The sequence below is a fragment of the Pedobacter sp. GW821-FHT01D05 genome, from assembly GCF_059422505.1.
This window is the reverse complement of record NZ_JBWKXA010000001.1, coordinates 839,352-858,985: the sequence shown is the minus strand read 5'-3', so window position 1 is coordinate 858,985 and position 19,634 is coordinate 839,352. Positions and strand designations below refer to the sequence as shown.

Sequence of the window (19,634 nt, the reverse complement as noted above, 5' to 3'; positions counted from 1 at the left end):
ACAAAATTCAAAAATCATGTCAATCCAAAAATTTACTTCCCTGATCATTATTGGCCTCCTAACCCATGCGTTGGGAACGAGCGCCCAATTGCAAAAAACTGATGGAAAGCAGGCGCTTGCCGTTAATACACCCACGCGTTACATCAATACAGCAAACAGCAGGATTGCCTACCGAACATTTGGCCGCGGAGCACCAATGATTTTGTGCAACAGACTGAGGGGCATATTGGATACCTGGGATCCTGCCTTTTTAGATCATCTTGCAAAAAATAACACCCTTTATATTTTTGACTACCCGGGTATTGGCCTTTCCACAGGTAAACTTGCGCCAACCATGGCTGAGGTTGCCAGAGATGTTAAAAATCTTGCCACTGCATTGAAAATCAAAATGTTTAATTTGCTGGGTTGGTCTTACGGTGGCGCAGTTGCGCAGTCGTTTACGGCACATTACCCTGAAATGGTAGCTCACCTCATTCTGATTGGTGCGAATCCCCCAGGGAAAAACAACCAGCCTGTAGAGCAGGCTTTTCTGGACGCTGCTTTTAAGCCCGTAAACGATCTGCAAGATGAACAGGTACTTTTTTTTGAGCCCGCTTCTGCAAAGAGTGTCACAGCCGCTAAACGATCCCACCAGCGTATAGCATCCAGAACGAAAGATCTGAGCCAAATGGTTCCGCCGGATAAATTCGGAGACTATTTCATAGGAATTGGAGATTATCAGCAAGATGCCAACCAATCGAGAGAAAAACTGGCCGATACCAAAGTGCCAATCTTCATCTTAATGGGCGACCACGATCCCAGTTGTCCGGTTGAAAACTGGTATCCCATCATCAGGAAATGGAAAACAGCCAATTTATTGATAATTCCACAGTCCGGACATGGCGTACAACACGAATATCCCGGACTTTCGGCTCAATATATCCAGCTTTTCATCACCCGGCTATAAATAACAGACAAATACCGACCGCATTAAACCGAACTAAAAGAAAATTATGACAGAAAATATTAAAGGTTATGGCTACGGCCAGGCCGGTCAATCGCCCGTAAGTGAAGCAGAACTCCACCTTTTGAAGAAAACAATCTTCTTCACTGAAGAAGATGTAACCAACTTGAAACTGGCAGGAGAAATTTTACAAAACCAAACTGACAGGATTCTGGATCTCTGGTATGGTTATGTGGGTAGCCACGAGCACCTGCTCCTTTATTTTTCTAAAGGTGGTCAACTCAATTCCAGTTATCTTGCAGCAGTTAGGGAGCGTTTTAAGCAGTGGATCCTAGATCTCTGTTTTAAGCCATTTGATCAGACCTGGTTAAATTACCAGCACGAAATCGCACTGAGGCACCTGGTCAAAAAAAACGTGACGGATGGTGTAGATACTGAACCATTTGTACACTACCGGTATATGATTGCTTTTATTTTGCCTATAACCATAACGATAAAAGGTTTTTTAGGTAATAAAGGGCACGATGCCAATACTGTGGATGCCTTGTACAATACCTGGTTTAAAGCCATTGTACTAACCACCATTCTGTGGACTTATCCTTATGTAAAGGAAGGCAAATTTTAACTGGCTTAAGTTAAAAACTTGCTAATTAAGAACCACAGTAACTGAGTATATTTAGTAGCTGTTTAAAATGTTAATCCCTATTTACCACATTGAAATTAAATAACATTATCATGGCCAAATCGAAAACCATCATCCTGATTCATGGAAACTTTGTAAACAATAACTGCTGGATAGACTGGAAAAAATACTATGAGCAGAAAGGATACACAGTGTATACGCCTGCAAACCCGGGACACGGAGGTAACCCCACTGAACTCAGGAAAAAAGTACATCCTGATCTGGTTAAGACAGGATTTATTGATATTATTGAAAACATTGCCGAGCTGATCGGCACCCTCCCTGAAAAACCGCTGATTATTGGCCATTCCATGGCAGGGATGGCTGTTCTTAAACTCGTTGAAATGGGGCTTGCCGAAGCTGGTGTAAGCATAGACGGGGCACCACCAAAAAATGTCTTCCCGCCTTTTCAAACTTTGAAAACCGTTATACCCGCTTTTGGATTTTTTACCTTTAAGAAATATTTTATGGGAAGCCGGAAATGGTATGACTATGCCTTCTTCAATACCATTTCTGATGCTGAGAAAGAACTTGCTTTCGAAAAACTGGCAGTACCAGAAAGTTTTAAAGTAAGTAGGCAACTCGTTCTCAATTCTTTTTCGAACATTGATTTTAAGAAACCACACGCTCCCCTTTTATTTATCGGCGGCGGCAGCGATCACATTTTTCCACCTGTGCTAACCAAAACTATCGCAGGCCGATATAAAGATCAAGCAAGCCAGGTAGATTTGAAAATTTTTGAGGGCAAGAGCCACTTTATCTGTGGTGAACCAGGCTGGCAAAAAATCGCTGACTACATATTAGATTGGTTTGAAAATAAAGTACCTGAATAGCGCTCCAACATTATCAAATTCAGTTTATTCCAAAAAGAGACTGTCTATCTAAGACAGTCTCTTTTCTATATTTAAAACAGACCCTAATTCCTTGCCAGGAGTGATGATGAAATGCATATTAGAATTTATGGGATCTGCGAAAAAGCATATCCTGGATTCAAGATAAGAACTCAGTGCCTCACTTGAATCATCTCGATTTTGCTATAAGATACCAATAAAAAATAGGTTGACACTCGCAAAGCTTTGCAGTTCAGACAACACTACACGCCGAAGTGCTATTGACAGGAATTTCTGGATAGCAATAGAAACTGCACCTACTACAGCAATGCCCTAGCCTAAATGGATCAATAATCAGCAAGTTATCAACAACACGGGCGAGATAACTACCGATGTTATTTTAGTTTCCGCGTTGCAGCTTTTTCCATATAAAAAATTGATTTTAAGCGCGTTGCATTTCCTGTATAGGCAAATAATCGCCCAAAACAGCTATTAATTTCGACAACTGAAGCAAATTTTTAGATGATGCATTATACTGGCATTTTCTATTAATATCCTCCGTATATAACATAGCATATTCAGTTTGAAAAATTATTATCTTTACTGACAATCGAAATATGGACGTAATTGAAAGAAACAATGTAATTGTCAAAGGAGCTGGCGCAAATGTTATGATGTTCGCACACGGTTTTGGCTGTGATCAGAACATGTGGCGTTTTGTTTATCCTGCTTTCGAGGCTGAATACAAGATTGTATTATTTGACCATGTTGGCGCTGGCAGCTCAGATCTTTCTGCTTATTCTTACAAGAAATACGATAATCTTGATGGTTATGCCCACGATATTATAGAGATTGCAAACGTACTGGAAGTCAAGGATATGGTTTTTGTTGGGCATTCGGTCAGCGCAATCATGGGGCTTATTGCAACGAATATCGCTCCTGAACTGTTCAAAAGCATTATTCTGGTTAGTCCTTCCCCATCTTATATCAATGATGAAGGATATACCGGTGGTTTCGACAGATCCGAGATTGACGAATTACTCGAATCATTAGAAAATAACCACCTTGGCTGGTCCATGGCGATGGCTCCGGTCATTATGGGCAATCCCGATAGAAAAGAGCTTGGAGATGAATTATCTAATAGCTTCTGTAAAACAGATCCCGAAATTGCCAAACATTTTGCCCGTACCACTTTTCTAACCGATAAGCGTGAAATACTTCAACAGGCCAAGATACCGACACTGATTCTTCAATGCAGTGATGACGTAATCGCACCTGTGGAAGTGGGCCAATATATGCATGAGCGTATGCCAGACAGCAAACTTGTCATCATGAATGCTACAGGTCATTGCCCAAACCTAAGTGCTCCCGAAGAAACCATTGCTACCATCACTAGCTATCTCCATGGACTATAAACTGTTTCCCGATTTGTCACCATTGGCAAAGGATTTTGAAGATTTTTTTGAAACCTCGCTATGCGGTTTTGTGATCACCGACGGAGAAGGAAAAATTGTCAAAGTAAATAGGCGCACCGCGGAATGGCTGAACAGCACTCCGGATCAATTTCTGGGCAAACGTTTTTCTGATGTCCTGGCCGTTGGCGGCAGGATTTATTTTGAGACACACCTTTGGCCTTTACTTCGTATGCAAGGGTATTTTGATGAAGTAGCTGTTGAACTTGCCAATTCAGGTGATGGAAAAATGCCTGTCTACATAAACGGTTATGAAAGAAAAGGAGACAATAACAAACCTCTTTTCATGCGTTTTACCTTATTTAAGGCATCAGACCGAAGGCTGTATGAGGAAAATCTCCAGATTGCTAAACAGCTCGCTGAAGCCAAGTTAAACATTGAACAGAAAAATGCGCAGATTAGGGAACAGTTTATTGCGGTGTTGGGACATGACCTGCGTAACCCATTAGGTGGAATTATGAGCGCAGCTCAGCTGCTTGCAAGAACAGGACTTAACGAGCGCGAAGAAAGGCTTGTCAATATCATACAGTCAGGTTCTAAAAGGATGTATGAGATGATTAACAACATCATGGACTTTGCCCAAGGTCGCTTAGGTGGAGGCATTCCCGTAAACCCTGTGGCAGTTGATCTTGAAAAACTGCTTAACCAGATAAGTGATGAATTAAAGGTGGTATGGCCGGGTAGACAGATTGAGTCTGATTTTGAAATCGGTAAACCTATAGAATGCGATCCCGGACGAATCTCTCAGTTAGTATCCAACCTGCTCGCCAATGCAATTATACATGGATCAACCGAAACGCCTGTATTCTTGAAAGCGTTTGTAAACGAAACCTTCTGGGAGATTTCTGTTGCCAATAATGGAAGTCCAATCCCTAAAGAGGCAATGGCTCGGGTTTTCCATCCATTCCATAGAGAAGATGCACAATCAAGTCAGAATGGTCTTGGACTGGGATTATATATTGCCTCTGAAATAGCAAAGGCACATAATGGAACTTTGACAGTGACTTCAGACGACCAGCAAACCTGTTTTACATTCCGTGCTCCCTTTGGGATTTTGTTAACGGAGTAGAATGCGCAGCAGTAAAAGCCAAACTGGGTAAAAAAAATCAATGTACCTGTTAACCTGGCTAAGTCCACACTTTTCTATATGAGCAAGAACCGTTTAACAGGAATTGTATATACTTTGGCACACTGCTAATTGTATCCATAAATGTTTTTTGCAGTTTAAAATATCAATTAATCTCATACTTTTATATTTTAAACATTTTCGCTCCACCTTAAAAAAACAATGATAAAATATCTCACTTTTAGCTTTGCCATTTCTGTTATATCATGATAGTTGGTATGGTTGTGAATGCAGGCTTAATAAAGACACCATTTTATAAACAATACCTCACAAAGCTTAATTTCATTACAGATGAAAACCTGAATAGGTATATCGGGATAGGAATATTCAAATGGATCATTATTCATTCACTGTTTAAATATTTCAATCCCAAACTGTCACTTAAAAAAAAGATAATGGCATCGGAATTACCAGACCTGCGCAACGAAATGACAATTGCCGAAATCAGCCACCTCATCGGATTTGTTTTTGTGATAGGTTTTGTTTTAGTAAAAGTTGGACAAGGCTACTATTTATTTGCCTTGGTTATTCTGATCGTGAATATACTGATGAATTTGTACCCTACGTTGTTACAGCAGCAGAATAAAAGAAGAATCGATAAGTACCGTAAAATACTGGCGGTAAGAGGCCAATCTAAATAGAAAGTACCTCGACATCTTTCAATATAGATGTTGCCTTTATACCTCCTGACCAAGAAAATGATCTCACAACAAAAACTGGTGAATTTATTATTTTACATTTCCTTTTACACGGCATATGCTTTCAAAATATCGTAAGCAAAGCGCAGAATCGTTCCGAAAACAACGATCAGAAAAAATACACGGACAAATTTATTTCCTTTAAGTAAGGCTAGTTTTGTACCGAAGAAAGCACCTGTTAGGTTAAACAGCGCCATAGGGATGGCGTATTGAAACAGGATATGGCCTGTAGAACTGAAATAGATAATGGCAGCTAAATTAGTGGCCATATTCACGATTTTGGCATGTGCACTGGCTCCAATAAAATCGAAGCCCAATACCGCAATAAAAACCAAAATTAGAAAAGAACCAGTGCCGGGGCCGATTAAGCCATCATAAAAACCAATCAATATCCCAAACAAACCGGCCATTAAAACTTGTTGCTTAAGCGAATGGTCTTTCTCCTGATGGATACCAAACTGTTTATTAAAATAGGTATAAAGTGCAACTAAAATCAGCACCACGAGGATTACAGGTTTGATGACCGAATTATCGATCCTGCTGACCAGGAACGCACCCAGCAATGCTGCTAAAAATGCAGTTAACACACAAGCCGCAAGTACTTTGTAATTAAAACGAACCTGTTTTGAATATTTGAAAGCGGCTAGTGTTGTACCCGCCATTGATGGGATTTTGGTAGTGCCTAAAAGTGTGGCTACGGGATAATGCGGCAAAATAAGTAAAATGGCGGGCGTTTGTAATAAACCACCGCCACCTACAATAGCATCTATAAATCCGGCAGCAAAAGCCACCAGACAAAGTAAAATAAGTTCGTTAACCACTAATCAGATTTTTAAATCAATCCTTCCGAATTTATTAACGCTGGCTTCAGCAAACAGTATCTACATACGCTCTGGCGAAGTAATTCCTAAAATCAGCATTCCGGCATGAATGATATCAGCCGTTTTTTTGCTCAGGTTTAAACGGAACTGTTTTACCTCACCTTCTTCCGTTTTTACAATTGGCGGTACCTCATGGTAAAACTTGTTGAACAGCTTAGCCAGTTCGTATAAATAGTTAGCCAAACTTGCCGGACTATAGGCCTTAGCTGCAACAGCAATTTCTGCAGGGTATTTTGCCAATTGCAGAATCATTTCCAATTCTACATCCGATATTCCTGAAAACTGCTCACTGCCAACTGCAAACTTGTAATCCGACTTACTCAACAGCGATTTAATCCGTGCATGCGTATACTGGATAAATGGCCCGGTATTTCCTTGAAAATCGATACTTTCAGCAGGATTGAACAACAAACGTTTCTTAGGCTCTACTTTTAGAAGGAAATATTTTAAAGCGCCTAAACCTATATTTTTATACAGTTCTTCTTTATCTGCTTCACTAAAATCGTTGGTTTTACCCAATTCTTCTGTTTTTTCGCGAGCCGTAGTTACCATGCTTTCAATCAACTCATCAGCATCTACAACAGTTCCCTCACGGCTTTTCATCTTACCGTTTGGCAAATCGACCATTCCGTACGATAAATGGTATAAACCTTTTGCCCAGCTTTTGCCTAGCTTTTCTAAAATCAGGAACAACACTTTGAAATGGTAATCCTGCTCATTTCCTACCACATAAATCGACTCATCCATATTGAAATCATCGTGTTTCATTTCGGCAGTGCCTAAATCCTGTGTAATGTAAACCGAAGTTCCATCAGCACGTAAAACCAGTTTCTGGTCTAAACCATCGGCAGTTAAATCGATCCACACCGAACCATCTTCTTTTTTAAAGAAAACGCCTTTGGCCAAACCTTCATCAACCGTACCTTTTCCTAACAGGTAGGTATTGCTTTCGTAATAGAATTTATCAAAATCTACCCCAAGGTTTTTGTACGTTACATTAAAACCAGCGTAAACCCACTCGTTCATGGTTTTCCAAAGCGAAACTACTTCCTCATCTCCTTGCTCCCATTTCAAAAGCATTTGTTGCGCTTCTTTAATTAATGGTGCATTTTTTTTGGCCTCTTCTTCTGTTTGTCCTTCCGCTTTTAAGGCATCAATCTCTTTTTTATATTCTTTATCAAAAATGACATAGTATTTTCCAACCAGGTGATCGCCTTTTAAGCCAGTACTTTCGGGTGTTTCGCCATTACCCCACTTTTGCCAGGCCAGCATCGATTTACAGATGTGGATACCACGATCGTTAACCAGGTTTACCTTCACTACATCGTAACCGTATGCTTTAAGCAGTTCAGAAACCGAGTAACCCAATAGGTTATTACGCACGTGGCCCAGATGAAGCGGTTTATTGGTATTTGGCGACGAATATTCGACCATTACCTTTTTACCGTTCGGTGCATACACGCCGAAATCAGGCGATAAAATTTCTTCGTTAAACTGTTTTAAGAAATAACTTTCGGCAATACTTAAGTTCAAAAAGCCTTTAACCACATTAAATTTAGTAATATCGGTTACGTTGGCAACCAAATATTCGCCAATCTCAGTAGCAGTTTGCTCTGGCGATTTTTTTGAAATTTTAGTAATCGGAAAAACAACAATTGTTGCCTGTCCTTCAAATTCTTTACGTGTTTCTTGTATGTTGATTACACTTTCGGCTACTTCTTCCTTGTAAAGTTCAAAAATCGCTTTCTGTGTTTCGGCAATAATAAAGTTCATGCGCCAAAAATATGTAAAAAAGGTGGAAGGTGAAAGGTTTAAGGTGGAAGGTTTTCGAGCTTTTAAAGGGTTTGGAAAGCTAAGTAGTGCCAGTCGGTTACGATAGTCCTTCTTTCTGCTATAGTCCAGACGAAAGGAATCGGCTATGTTATTGAGTTAAGGGATAAATTGTAAAAAGATGTCACTCTGAGCGTAGTCTAAGGGCATTTATTTGCGTTTTATCAATCTCAAGAAGTCTTCGATTCCGCTCTCCACAGGAGTCCTTTGGACAGACTGACAACCGCGGTGCTTCATGCGTCAAAAATGAAAAAAAAGTCTCGGAGTCCGAAGTCCAAAGATTTTTTAGCCTAAATTTCAGTTTTCATGGTTTTTAAAGGGTTAGGAAAGCTGCTGTAGTGCCAGTCGGTTCCGATAGTCTTTCTTTCCGCAATAGTCCCGATAGAAGGAATCGAGAGCTGCCGCTTCAATAAGGTTTATTTAGTTGGTTCTATGCAATAAATAAACCTATCTACGTATTCGTCTATCTCAAATCTGCCATCTCAATTCTCATATCTGAATTTTTCTAATAGATTTGCAATAACTAACTTTTTTATGAGCGAGCAGAACCCAAATTTTAAAGTGAGCGTAAACACCGAAATCGGCAGGTTGCGTAAATTATTAATACATAGTCCTGATAGTGGATTAGGCAAAGTAGTACCCTCAAAGGCACAAGATTGGCTTTTCGAAGATATTGTACATTTAGATACCATCCGTAAAGGCGAATACGATTATTATATTAAACTGTTGATGTATTTTCTTGACCCTGAGAAGATTAAAGGAAAACTGGCCGAAATAGATTCGGAAGCATCTAACCGTAATTTTTATAAACCCAATCACCCCGATTTTCACAATTCTCAATCGGTAATTGAGATTCAGAACCTGTTAAGCGAAATGCTGGAGAACGAATCCATCCGTAAAAAACTGGTGGCTGCTGTTTGTGCGATTGAAGGCTGTACATATAAGGTTCAGTTGGAATTAACGAATACCGATCCGAAACAATTGGCAGAGATTTTTATCTCCGGAACATTGGCCAACGATATCATGATTTTTGCGCCCATCCCTAATTTAATTTTTACCAGAGATGTGGGCACAACCATTAACAACCATATCCTGTTAAACAAACCGGCAAAAAAAGCCCGTGTGCGCGAAACACTTTTAATGCGTTATATTTTCTTCAATCATCCTTTGTTTGAGGACTACCGCAATAATATTCTCGAAATTCCGGATGTGACCATGCACTTTTTAAGACCAGGTGACGAACCTGCTTTCAGTACCACTTTAGAGGGTGGCGATGTGATGATGGTGAGTCCTAAGCACGTATTAATTGGCTGTAGCGAAAGAACTTCTGAACATGGTGCCAACGAAGCGATTAAATTATTGTTCGACCAGGATGTGGTAGAAAAAGTTACCGTGGTAAAAATACCAAGCAAACGTGATTACATGCACCTGGACACGGTCTTCACACAAGTTAAACGCAATACCTGGGTAATCTTGAATTCAATTGCCCATTCGCCGAAATATAATCCTTACGAGCCGATCAACTTTTTAAAGGAACCAGAAAAATTGGAGGCTACCACAGCTATTCAGTTTACAAAAGCAAACCCAAGTGAGCCGAAACACTTCGAACACGTAGAAGCCTTATTGGATGATATTAGCCAGAATGATTTAAAAAGCAGTGAGCCAACTAAAATCATCTACAGTGGAAACAATCTCTTCCCTTACGATTCGCGCGAGCAATGGACCGATTCATGTAACCTTTTAGCCATTAAAGAGGGTGTTGTTTTAGGCTACGATAGAAACGATAAAACCGTTGAAGCCTTTAAAGCTGCCGGTTTTAATGTGGTAGATGTGAAAGATTTGATCCAGGATTTAGAAAGTGGCAAAGTAAATGCCGAAACTATAACCGATACTTTGATTTTAATGCCTTCGGCAGAATTATCGCGTGCCCGTGGTGGTTTCCATTGTATGAGTTTACCGATACTTAGGGATAATTTGGTTCAATAGTTCATTAGCCATTGGTTCATTTGTTTTGGTACAGATAATAAATAGCGATAACTTTATAATGCACCGGTGAATGAATGAACCAATTAACACATTATTTGGTTTGGGGCTTGGTGTTTAGCATCAATTAACCGATATCAACAATTAACCGATATCAACAATTAACCGATTTACGAATGACTAATGAACAATTGAACTAATGAATCAATCTACCAACCATATCCTCATGATCCGCCCTGTTGATTTTAAATTCAATGAACAAACGGCCGGAAATAACAAGTTTCAAATTGCATCTACTGAAACCAATGTACAAACAGAGGCCTTAAAAGAGTTTGATGCCTTTGTTGATTTATTAAGAAAAAACTATGTAGATGTAACGGTTGTAGATGATACTTTACAACCTGAAACACCTGATTCTATTTTCCCAAACAATTGGGTCTCTTTTCATGATGATGGCTCAGTATATCTTTACCCAATGTTTTCTGAGAACCGTAGGTTAGAACGGAGAAAAGAAATACTGGATGGGTTGAAAGAAAACTTCGACGTTAACCACATCAGCGATTTAAGCTTTTACGAACAACAACATGCTTTTTTAGAAGGTACCGGAAGCATGGTATTAGACCGGACCAACAAAATTGCTTACGCCTGCTTAAGTGTGCGCACTGATGAAGAAGTGCTGAACAATTTCTGCATGCTTACCGGATATGAACCAGTGGCTTTTCAAGCGGTAGACGGATCAAATTTCCCGATTTACCATACCAATGTAATGATGTGTATTGGCGATCGTTTTGCAGTAATCTGTCTGGATTCGATTAGAAATCCTGAAGAGAAATTAAATGTAACCATCAGTTTAAAAGGCAGTGGAAAAGAAATCATCGAAATCAGTCTGGAACAGATGAATAAATTTGCGGGTAACATGTTACAGGTTAGCAATGCAGATGGCGAAAGTTTATTGGTGATGTCAGAGCAGGCTTATCTATCCTTAACTGCTGAGCAGATTGCTACACTAGAACAGTACAGCAGAATCATTTACGCACCACTTTACACGATTGAAAAAAATGGTGGTGGCAGTGCAAGGTGCATGCTGGCTGAAATACATTTGCCGGTTAAGGAATAACAGATTGCATATCTATTTTAATGGAATCAGATTTAACAGAAAAAGAATTGCGTTTAGCAACATTTATGAGTGAAATTTCAGAATATTGTTATTCTGCATGTTGGATGCAGAATTTAGAATATGCCCTATGGAATGCGGTAATAAATGGTGAAAGGAAATATGGACAGTCCTACATCACCGAAGATGATATCTCCACATTGATTAAGCTTTCTACAGATGCAAATGCCTGGATCGTATATAATGACGATAAAGAGGAAACAGCTTTGAGCTTAAAAGAATGGATAGAAAAGTTTAAAAAGGATGTGGAGCAAAACAAAGGAATTATAAAAGGTTAATAGCTTTATTGGTTGGTGTCCCCTCGCCGTGGTTCGTGTCTCCAAGAACCATTTTTATTTTGCCACGGAAAACCCCATCTCACAAATCTACACTCGCTATTCAACCTTACATAGTAACACTCCCCCTAATTTAATAAACCTGATCCCTCGCCGTGGTTCGTGTCGCCACGAACCATTTTATTTTTGCCACGGAAACCCGGAGCGCACGGAAAACCCCATCGGACAGATGTACACTCGCTATTCAACCTTAAATAGCAGCACAACCTTAATTTAATAAACCTGCTCTCCAAATGATTAGCAAACATGCTCTCCTTCTCCAATGCCGTCGAAATGATAATCTATATTTACTTCTCCCCCTTTACAATCATCTATTCCAATTAGTTTTATTACTTTCGCCAAAAATCCAGTATCAATATGTCTTTAGCACAAGAATTACAGACCCGTTCGGGCAATAAATGCGAATTATGCACCGCTGAAACCAATTTATCGGTATACGAAGTTCCACCAACCAGCAATGCCAATAGCGATAACAGTATTTTAGTTTGTAAAACCTGCTTAGATCAGATTGAAAAAACGGAACAGCTTGCCCCAAACCATTGGAAAATATTAACAGAAACCATGTGGTCGGAATTTGCCCCGGTACAGGTTGTTGCCTGGAGAATGTTGAGCAGGTTAAGGAATGAAGGCTGGGCAGCTAATAGTCTGGATATTTTATACCTTGATGATGAAACTTTGGAGTGGGCTAAAAAAACCGGCGACCATGAGCAAGACGGAACTGTAGAATTTCATCAGGACAGCAATGGCACGCGTTTATTTGAAGGTGATACCGTGGTTTTGGTTAAAACGCTGGATGTTAAAGGCTCAACTTTGAGCGCTAAATTGGGTACTGTAGTTAAAAATATCCGGTTAGTTCATGATAACACCGAACAGATTGAAGGTAAGGTGGAAGGACAAACCATTGTAATTTTAACCAAATACCTCCGCAAAGGATAAAACATTATTTGATTATTTACTCATGCCTCATTAGGCCATTCGCTATCAAACCCCAAATAGCAGAACGGTCTTTGCCAACTAAACCTGATCGGAACGAACACGAGTGCAACGAGTAAAGTGGAGAGCAGGGCCAACCCTAACCTATAAAAACAGAAACCTGCTTTCCAAATCTTAAAACTTAAAAATATTATTTGCTCCTGTTTTCCAGATCATTACCAAAATAGAACCACCCACTTTCTCTTCAAAACAATTTACCGGCATTTTTTGTAGTTAGGCTAAGCGTTTCCTTACAGTAAAAATATTTTCAATACCGTTTAATTCTCGATTTAAAATTACATTTTTGCAAAAATTATTTAAAAGTAAATGCAGAGTTACTCAGAATTTCTTGATCTAAGTGTTGGTTTCCCTCAGGAGGGTTTCGATGTTATAGATGATGAATTATATTTTCAGGATTTAAACCTGATGGAAATGATCGAAACTTACGGTACTCCCCTACGTTTCACGTACTTACCCATGGTAAGTAAGAAGATTCAGCAGGCGAAGATTCTTTTCCAAACCGCTATTTTAAAGAACAATTATCGTGGCGATTATAAATATTGCTACTGTACAAAAAGCTCGCATTTTAAGCATATTGTAGAAGAAGCTTTAAAAAACAATATCCACCTGGAAACTTCTTCGGCTTTTGATATGCCGATGGTTGATGCTTTGGAGAAAAAAGGTGTGTTAACGAAAGATACCACCATTATCTGTAACGGCTTTAAAACCTACCAGTACAAACAATATATCATTGATATGTTGCACGATGGCTATACCAATATTATCCCTGTTTTAGATAACAAAGAAGAGTTTAATCTTTTTGATGATGAGGTTGATATCGATACTCCTTGTAACTTAGGTATCCGTATCGCTGCTGAAGAGCAGCCAGATTCGCAGTTCTATACTTCGCGCTTAGGTGTGCGTATGGAAGATATTATTGATTTTTATAACAACAAAATCGTTCACAACCCTAATTTCAGGGTTAAATTATTGCACTTTTTCATTAACTCTGGTATTACCGATTCGCCATATTATTGGAACGAGTTAGAGAAATACGTAACGTTGTATTGCAAATTCAAAAAAATCAATCCTGATTTAGATACCCTCGATATTGGTGGTGGCATGCCATTTAAAGATTCGTTGGTTTTCGATTTCGATTACGAATACATGGTAAACGAAATTGTAAAAAGGATTAAAGAAATCTGTGCCATTCACGATGTAATGGAACCAGATATTATTACCGAATTTGGTAAATATACGGTTGCTGAGGCTTCTGGTATCCTTTATAAAGTACTGGGCCGTAAACAACAGAACGACCGTGAGCGTTGGTTAATGCTGGATGGTTCTTTTATTACCAACTTACCTGATGTTTGGGCATTAAATCAAAAATACATTTTATTACCAATTAACAATTGGGATGCTGAATATGAGCGGGTTAACTTAGGTGGCATTACCTGCGATGGGCAGGATTATTACAACCAGGAGGCCCATATGAACAGTGTATTTATGCCAAAAACGCGTAAGGTGCAGTATTTAGGCTTCTTCCACACGGGTGCTTACCAGGAAGTATTGAGCGGTTATGGCGGTATCCACCACTGTTTATTGCCAAGCCCGAAACATGTTTTGATCCGCAGAAACCGCGATGAAAGTTTCAATTTCGAGGTTTTTGGAGAAGAACAGAACAGTAAGCAGGTATTGAAAATTCTGGGTTACTAATTCAATTCTCAATTTGAGATACGTAAAAATAAAATCACATATTACAACATACACATACCTCAGTTTTTTTACTGAGGTATTTTTTTTTATATTTGAGTATGGCACATGAACAAATTAAGTTATTCGATCGGATCATTGCTACAGATGGTTTGATGGGAGGAAGACCTACAATACGTGGGTTGAGATTTCCAGTTTCTGATGTACTTGAATTATTAGCAAGCGGCATGAGTGAGGAACAAATTCTAGAGGAACATCCTATCCTAGAAAAGGAAGATATTAGAGCTGTTCTCTTATATAGTGCACAAAAAATAAATGAGGACTTAATGTATGAATAATTGGGAAATTTGGACCGACACCAATATATCCCCTATAATTGCCAAATGGCTTTCAGAATACACAAATTTTAAAACAAGATCTTCTTTCACTCTAAATTTACATTCAGTAGATGACTTGACCATTTTTAGAATGGCTCAAATTAAAAAGAATGTCATAATTGTTTCTAAGGATTCAGATTTCAAAGAATTAATCGATTGGTTTGGTGCTCCTCCAAAACTTATTCTTATTAAATTTGGGAATTGTTCAAATAAACTATTTTGGCAAAAGTTAGAACCAAAGATTAACTCAGCATTAGAAGTTCTTTTAAATAAAAAAGAGGAAGTTAATGTAATTAGTATCACATAACATATTTTAAAAATGCAATTCGGTAAAGTAGACGACCCTTCGATTATAGATTATACCCTTCCTGCTGATGCTCCTGAAACAGCAGCAATTTTAGCAGCAAATAAACCTAAACAATCTTTCCAGGCCTATGTGGGTTGCGCCAAATGGAATAAAGCCGATTTAAAGGGGTTTTATCCAAAAGGAACTAAGGATGAATTGACTTATTACTCTACTCAATTTAATTCTATTGAGCTTAATGCCACATTTTATGGTATGCCAAGCCGTGAACAGGTAATCACCTGGACGCAAAAAACACCTGTAGATTTTAAGTTTTTCCCAAAACTGACCAATACCATCAGTCACTTTAAAAGGTTGATCAACGTTAAAGAGCCTGTAGAACAGTATTGCGATGCTATCAGTAATTTTGAAGATAAATTAGGAATGGCTTTTCTTCAATTGCACGATAACTTTAAACCTAAAGATTTTGAAAGGTTAAAAATCGTAATCAACGAATTTCCTAAAGTAATTCCTTTGGGTGTTGAAGTGAGAAATGAAGAATGGTTTTCAAATCCGGCCATTGCCAACGAATTTGCACAATTATTTCAGGAAAATGGTGTAGCCAATATTATTGTTGATACTGCAGGTAGAAGGGATATGCTGCATATGCGTTTAACTTCGCCAACGGCCTTTGTACGTTTTGTTGGTGCAAACGATGATGATATAGATAAAAAACGCTTAGACGATTGGATTGAAAGAATTGTAAGCTGGAAAGAACAAGGCTTGCAAAACTTATATTTCTTTGTCCATCAAAATGTTGAGCTATCTTCTCCGTTATTTTCGGCTTATTTTACAGCGAAACTGAATAAAGCTGTTGGAACTGATTTAAAAATCCCGGTAATGGCCAATCAGTCTTCGCCAAGTTTATTTTAGTTTTTTTGTACGTCATTCCCGCGTATGCGGGAATCTTAATGCATTTTACGTCAGGCATTAAGATTATCTTCGATGAGCACTTCGTGGTTCCCAATCAAGTTGGGAATGACGATCCTTCTAATTTATTTCCTTCTATAAACCGTTTCCGTAGCTTTTGCTTCTTCCCCTTCTGGCGAAACATTATAAGCCGTTAATACGATTTCATTTTCGTTAATTATTTCAAGCGCTGTTCTCCAGCCCCAAAGCTGCTCGCCATATTCCGGGCTACCATATTCTCCAAACACAGAAAAACCATTGGCAATAGCTTCACCGCTCGAAAGCATAATCTGTGTGCCCATATGGAAACTATCGATCCAGCTTGTGGTAAATCTTTGGTAGGGAATATCGAAACCGACAATCATTTTGCCCTCAAAAGCTTTTCCTTCCAAACTTCCCTGGTAATCGATAGAAATAAAACGGTTACCCAAAATTGAAGTGATTTTTGCTTCAACTGGAGATTCATCTGCCAGCACATCCTTTTCGAACCAGGTTTTGGTTATTCCATTCCAGTTACCAGTTAAACCATGAAGCTTTTGGTGAGCACCATCTGCTAAAGATTGCTCGAATTTACTTATCGCCATAACCCAAACTTATAAAATATAGTTTAATGTTTAATGGTTTGCATAGAAGATTTTTGAATTGAAAATTGTAAATTGTTATTGTAAACTATCTGTGTATGCTAAAGGCGTTAGATCTCAATCAGGTAATGGTTATCGATATCGAAACCGTGCCTCAATATTCATCTTTTCAAGATGTACCTCCCCATTTTCAGGAACTTTGGGAGCAGAAAACACATTATCAAAGAAGTTCAGACCAAACTGCCGAAGAATTTTATGAAAAAGCCGGCATTATGGCCGAATTTGGTAAAATTATCTGCATTAGCATGGGCATTTTCAATGTTCAGGGCAAGTCATCCGCTTTACGCATCAAATCTATTTTTGGCCATGATGAAAAAGAAATGCTATTACAGTTTTCTGCTTTGTTGGGTAAACAAATGCCCACCCTAATGTTCTGTGCGCACAATGGAAAAGAATTCGACTTTCCCTATTTGTGCCGACGGTTATTGGTTAACGGCATAGAAATCCCGGTTCAACTACAACTTTCGGGTAAAAAACCCTGGGAAATAAACCATATCGACACAATGGAACTTTGGAAATTCGGCGATTACAAACATTTTACTTCTTTAAACCTGCTGGCTGCTATTTTAGATATTCCTACACCTAAAGATGACATCAACGGTGCGCAGGTAAGACAAGTTTATTATGAGGAAAAAAATATCGATAGAATTGTTACCTATTGCCAGAAAGATGTAATTACCACCGCACAGGTATTGTTAAAATTTAAAGGTATGGATATAATTCCGGCAGAAAACATTACAATTGTATCCTAAATGATAGTCGAAGTAAAACTGGAAATTCCAAAATATAACGATGAAGTAGGATTGCAATCTAGCTGGGTAGATGGGTTCATTCTCCAAACAGATATAATTGAAAATCAAATCCAAATTCATGCGAATAAAGCAGGGCTCATTTCCCTTGCAAAACAACTACTTTACTTAGCTCAAGATGAAACTCCAATTGGCTGTCATTACCATTTAGATGATTACAATAGCCTGGAAACAGGCTCAAATGAACTTATTATTTCAAAAATTTGATGCTAAACGTAGAAAACCTAAATATCGATTTCTATAACCAGGACGAAAAAACCTGGTTTAAAGCTGTAAAACAGATCAGTTTTAATGTAAAAAAAGGAACCGTTTTAGGTATTGTTGGCGAATCTGGTTCTGGAAAATCGGTTACATCTTTCTCCATTATGCGCTTGCATGATGAACGTGCGGCAAAAATTACCGGAGAAATAGATTTTGAAGATATTAGTCTGCTCAATCTCAGCTCAAATGAAATCCGCCAGATCAGAGGAAACCAGATCTCGATGATTTTTCAGGAACCCATGACTTCGCTCAATCCTGTTTTTACCTGCGGATACCAGGTGGCAGAAGCCATCATGTTACATCGAAAGGTAGATAAAGCGGAAGCAAAAAGACATACTATTGCATTGTTTAACGAGGTGCAATTACCCCGACCAGAAAAAATATTTGATAGTTACCCACACCAAATATCAGGCGGGCAAAAGCAAAGGGTGATGATTGCCATGGCCTTAAGCTGTGATCCGAAACTATTAATAGCCGATGAACCCACCACAGCATTAGATGTAACCGTTCAGAAAACAATTTTACAGCTCCTGTTAAAACTGAAACAGGAACGGAATATGGCGATGATCTTTATCTCGCATGATTTAGGCGTGGTAAATGAAATTGCTGATGAAGTTGCTGTAATGTATAAAGGCGAAATCGTAGAGCAAGGTCCAGCAAAATCTATTTTCGAAAACCCACAACATCCCTACACCAAAGGTTTGCTTGCCTGTCGCCCCTCGCCTAGTCTACAATTAAAAAAATTACCGGTGGTGGCCGATTTCCTTACCGGAAAAATTGATGATGCTTCAGCACATTTACAGGCTTCAAACCAACTAACAAAGACAGAAATAGCCACGCGCAGAGCGCAACTTTACGCCCAGAAACCTTTACTTCAGGTTAAAGACCTATGTACCTGGTATCCTATCCACAATGGTCTTTTTGGCAAAACGACTGATTACGTTAAAGCTGTTGATCAGTTGAATTTTGAGGTTTTTCCTGGTGAAACCTTAGGTTTGGTTGGCGAATCGGGTTGTGGCAAAACCACGCTTGGCCGTACCATTTTACGGTTGATACAACCTACTTCTGGTGAAATTATTCTTAATGGAGAAAACATTACACACATCGATAAAACGGCCTTACGGAAGTTAAGGAAAGATATTCAGATTATTTTTCAGGATCCTTACGCTTCATTAAATCCAAAATTAAGTGTCGGTCAATCAATTTTAGAGCCATTACAGGTGCATAAATTATACCGTAACGATAGCGAGCGTAAACAAAAAGTGCTGGAATTACTTGATAAAGTAGGTTTAAAAGAAGAGCATTTTAACCGGTATCCGCATGAATTTAGTGGCGGACAAAGGCAGCGTGTGGTTATTGCCAGGGCTTTGGCTTTACAACCTAAATTTATCATCTGCGACGAATCGGTATCTGCTTTAGATGTTTCCGTTCAAGCGCAGGTTTTAAACTTAATCAAAGATCTCCAACGCGAATTCGGACTCACTTATATATTCATTTCTCACGATCTTGCTGTTGTAAAGCATATTTCTGACCGTATTTTAGTGATGAATAAAGGAAAAATCGAGGAAGAAGGTTTTCCAGAACAGATATTTTATGCGCCAAAAGCAGCTTATACCCAAAAACTGATCGAGGCTATACCAGGACACCAATAATAG

General features: G+C 38.8%; 20 protein-coding genes. 17 read left to right on the top strand and 3 right to left on the bottom strand.

Going from position 1 to position 19,634, the window contains the following annotated elements; genetic code table 11:
• Positions 1 to 16: 16 nt before the first annotated feature.
• The 6 genes from AC07VK_RS03515 to AC07VK_RS03490 all read left to right on the top strand — a co-directional run bounded on the left by AC07VK_RS03515 (position 17) and on the right by AC07VK_RS03490 (position 5,694).
• Positions 17 to 946 carry an alpha/beta fold hydrolase gene (locus AC07VK_RS03515; protein WP_492958358.1) on the top strand — a complete coding sequence of 310 codons (930 nt, stop codon included), beginning with the start codon at positions 17 to 19 and terminating at the stop codon, positions 944 to 946.
• 46 nt (positions 947 to 992) lie between these two features.
• Positions 993 to 1,568 (top strand): protoglobin domain-containing protein, encoded by a 576-nt coding sequence (locus tag AC07VK_RS03510; protein WP_492958356.1) that lies wholly within the window; start codon positions 993 to 995, stop codon positions 1,566 to 1,568.
• A gap of 110 nt (positions 1,569 to 1,678) precedes the next feature.
• A complete protein-coding gene (locus tag AC07VK_RS03505) occupies positions 1,679 to 2,458 on the top strand; it encodes an alpha/beta hydrolase (RefSeq protein ID WP_492958354.1) in 780 nt (259 codons plus the stop codon).
• A gap of 614 nt (positions 2,459 to 3,072) precedes the next feature.
• Complete coding sequence (locus tag AC07VK_RS03500) at positions 3,073 to 3,870, top strand: alpha/beta fold hydrolase (RefSeq protein ID WP_492958352.1); 798 nt, start codon at positions 3,073 to 3,075, stop codon at positions 3,868 to 3,870.
• On the top strand, positions 3,860 to 4,996 hold the full coding sequence (locus tag AC07VK_RS03495; RefSeq protein WP_492958350.1) for a PAS domain-containing sensor histidine kinase: 1,137 nt from the start codon (positions 3,860 to 3,862) through the stop codon (positions 4,994 to 4,996). Before AC07VK_RS03500 ends, AC07VK_RS03495 begins: the two co-directional genes overlap by 11 nt.
• A gap of 263 nt (positions 4,997 to 5,259) precedes the next feature.
• Entirely contained in the window at positions 5,260 to 5,694 is a 435-nt protein-coding gene (locus tag AC07VK_RS03490) for a glycosyl-4,4'-diaponeurosporenoate acyltransferase CrtO family protein (RefSeq protein WP_492958348.1), read from the top strand.
• 104 nt (positions 5,695 to 5,798) lie between these two features.
• On the opposite strand, the gene AC07VK_RS03485 is transcribed toward AC07VK_RS03490, so the two are convergent.
• Both AC07VK_RS03485 and argS read right to left on the bottom strand, forming a co-directional pair.
• Entirely contained in the window at positions 5,799 to 6,572 is a 774-nt protein-coding gene (locus AC07VK_RS03485) for a sulfite exporter TauE/SafE family protein (RefSeq protein WP_492958346.1), read from the bottom strand.
• 60 nt (positions 6,573 to 6,632) lie between these two features.
• The gene (argS, locus tag AC07VK_RS03480) at positions 6,633 to 8,405 is read right to left on the bottom strand and encodes an arginine--tRNA ligase (protein WP_492958344.1); all 1,773 of its coding nucleotides are present in this window, start codon (positions 8,403 to 8,405) and stop codon (positions 6,633 to 6,635) included.
• Positions 8,406 to 8,996: 591 nt separating this feature from the next.
• On the opposite strand from argS, the gene AC07VK_RS03475 reads away from it, so the two are divergent.
• From AC07VK_RS03475 to AC07VK_RS03440, 8 genes are all read left to right on the top strand, one after another.
• Positions 8,997 to 10,448: an arginine deiminase family protein gene (locus AC07VK_RS03475; RefSeq protein ID WP_492958342.1), complete on the top strand. Its 1,452-nt coding sequence runs from the start codon at positions 8,997 to 8,999 to the stop codon at positions 10,446 to 10,448.
• A 196-nt stretch (positions 10,449 to 10,644) separates the two neighbouring features.
• Positions 10,645 to 11,562, top strand: a complete 918-nt coding sequence (ctlX, locus tag AC07VK_RS03470; protein WP_492958340.1) for a citrulline utilization hydrolase CtlX — start codon at positions 10,645 to 10,647, stop codon at positions 11,560 to 11,562.
• Between the two features lie 20 nt (positions 11,563 to 11,582).
• Positions 11,583 to 11,897 carry a hypothetical protein gene (locus AC07VK_RS03465; protein WP_492958338.1) on the top strand — a complete coding sequence of 105 codons (315 nt, stop codon included), beginning with the start codon at positions 11,583 to 11,585 and terminating at the stop codon, positions 11,895 to 11,897.
• Positions 11,898 to 12,311: 414 nt separating this feature from the next.
• A complete protein-coding gene (locus AC07VK_RS03460) occupies positions 12,312 to 12,890 on the top strand; it encodes a PhnA domain-containing protein (RefSeq protein WP_492958336.1) in 579 nt (192 codons plus the stop codon).
• 363 nt (positions 12,891 to 13,253) lie between these two features.
• The gene (locus AC07VK_RS03455; RefSeq protein ID WP_029277861.1) at positions 13,254 to 14,642 is read left to right on the top strand and encodes an arginine decarboxylase; all 1,389 of its coding nucleotides are present in this window, start codon (positions 13,254 to 13,256) and stop codon (positions 14,640 to 14,642) included.
• Between the two features lie 98 nt (positions 14,643 to 14,740).
• Positions 14,741 to 14,977: a DUF433 domain-containing protein gene (locus AC07VK_RS03450; protein WP_083488731.1), complete on the top strand. Its 237-nt coding sequence runs from the start codon at positions 14,741 to 14,743 to the stop codon at positions 14,975 to 14,977.
• Positions 14,970 to 15,323 carry a DUF5615 family PIN-like protein gene (locus AC07VK_RS03445; protein WP_492958333.1) on the top strand — a complete coding sequence of 118 codons (354 nt, stop codon included), beginning with the start codon at positions 14,970 to 14,972 and terminating at the stop codon, positions 15,321 to 15,323. The genes AC07VK_RS03450 and AC07VK_RS03445 overlap by 8 nt, the downstream gene beginning before the upstream one ends.
• 12 nt (positions 15,324 to 15,335) lie before the next feature.
• Positions 15,336 to 16,232, top strand: coding sequence for a DUF72 domain-containing protein (locus AC07VK_RS03440; protein WP_492958331.1), 897 nt, complete (start codon positions 15,336 to 15,338; stop codon positions 16,230 to 16,232).
• A gap of 122 nt (positions 16,233 to 16,354) precedes the next feature.
• Here AC07VK_RS03440 and AC07VK_RS03435 read toward each other — a convergent pair whose 3' ends face one another.
• Entirely contained in the window at positions 16,355 to 16,852 is a 498-nt protein-coding gene (locus AC07VK_RS03435) for a DUF1579 domain-containing protein (protein ID WP_492958329.1), read from the bottom strand.
• Between the two features lie 95 nt (positions 16,853 to 16,947).
• On the opposite strand from AC07VK_RS03435, the gene AC07VK_RS03430 reads away from it, so the two are divergent.
• From AC07VK_RS03430 to AC07VK_RS03420, 3 genes are read left to right on the top strand one after another with little or no spacing between them, the layout of a single operon-like run.
• Positions 16,948 to 17,661, top strand: a complete 714-nt coding sequence (locus tag AC07VK_RS03430; protein WP_492958327.1) for a 3'-5' exonuclease — start codon at positions 16,948 to 16,950, stop codon at positions 17,659 to 17,661.
• Positions 17,662 to 17,925, top strand: a complete 264-nt coding sequence (locus AC07VK_RS03425; protein ID WP_492953274.1) for an Imm32 family immunity protein — start codon at positions 17,662 to 17,664, stop codon at positions 17,923 to 17,925. It begins immediately after the preceding gene.
• Positions 17,925 to 19,631, top strand: a complete 1,707-nt coding sequence (locus tag AC07VK_RS03420) for an ABC transporter ATP-binding protein (protein WP_492958325.1) — start codon at positions 17,925 to 17,927, stop codon at positions 19,629 to 19,631. The genes AC07VK_RS03425 and AC07VK_RS03420 overlap by 1 nt, the downstream gene beginning before the upstream one ends.
• Positions 19,632 to 19,634: the final 3 nt, after the last annotated feature.

Coding starts and splice junctions, on each gene's coding strand:
- AC07VK_RS03495 (WP_492958350.1), top strand. CDS start 3,860: ATGGACTATAAACTGTTTCCCGATTTGTCACCATTGGCAAAGGATTTT.
- AC07VK_RS03490 (WP_492958348.1), top strand. CDS start 5,260: ATGATAGTTGGTATGGTTGTGAATGCAGGCTTAATAAAGACACCATTT.
- argS (WP_492958344.1), bottom strand. CDS start 8,405: ATGAACTTTATTATTGCCGAAACACAGAAAGCGATTTTTGAACTTTAC.
- AC07VK_RS03455 (WP_029277861.1), top strand. CDS start 13,254: ATGCAGAGTTACTCAGAATTTCTTGATCTAAGTGTTGGTTTCCCTCAG.
- AC07VK_RS03430 (WP_492958327.1), top strand. CDS start 16,948: ATGCTAAAGGCGTTAGATCTCAATCAGGTAATGGTTATCGATATCGAA.
- AC07VK_RS03450 (WP_083488731.1), top strand. CDS start 14,741: ATGGCACATGAACAAATTAAGTTATTCGATCGGATCATTGCTACAGAT.
- AC07VK_RS03475 (WP_492958342.1), top strand. CDS start 8,997: ATGAGCGAGCAGAACCCAAATTTTAAAGTGAGCGTAAACACCGAAATC.
- AC07VK_RS03445 (WP_492958333.1), top strand. CDS start 14,970: ATGAATAATTGGGAAATTTGGACCGACACCAATATATCCCCTATAATT.
- AC07VK_RS03465 (WP_492958338.1), top strand. CDS start 11,583: ATGGAATCAGATTTAACAGAAAAAGAATTGCGTTTAGCAACATTTATG.
- AC07VK_RS03505 (WP_492958354.1), top strand. CDS start 1,679: ATGGCCAAATCGAAAACCATCATCCTGATTCATGGAAACTTTGTAAAC.
- AC07VK_RS03460 (WP_492958336.1), top strand. CDS start 12,312: ATGTCTTTAGCACAAGAATTACAGACCCGTTCGGGCAATAAATGCGAA.
- AC07VK_RS03440 (WP_492958331.1), top strand. CDS start 15,336: ATGCAATTCGGTAAAGTAGACGACCCTTCGATTATAGATTATACCCTT.
- AC07VK_RS03515 (WP_492958358.1), top strand. CDS start 17: ATGTCAATCCAAAAATTTACTTCCCTGATCATTATTGGCCTCCTAACC.
- AC07VK_RS03425 (WP_492953274.1), top strand. CDS start 17,662: ATGATAGTCGAAGTAAAACTGGAAATTCCAAAATATAACGATGAAGTA.
- AC07VK_RS03420 (WP_492958325.1), top strand. CDS start 17,925: ATGCTAAACGTAGAAAACCTAAATATCGATTTCTATAACCAGGACGAA.
- AC07VK_RS03510 (WP_492958356.1), top strand. CDS start 993: ATGACAGAAAATATTAAAGGTTATGGCTACGGCCAGGCCGGTCAATCG.
- ctlX (WP_492958340.1), top strand. CDS start 10,645: ATGAATCAATCTACCAACCATATCCTCATGATCCGCCCTGTTGATTTT.
- AC07VK_RS03500 (WP_492958352.1), top strand. CDS start 3,073: ATGGACGTAATTGAAAGAAACAATGTAATTGTCAAAGGAGCTGGCGCA.
- AC07VK_RS03435 (WP_492958329.1), bottom strand. CDS start 16,852: ATGGCGATAAGTAAATTCGAGCAATCTTTAGCAGATGGTGCTCACCAA.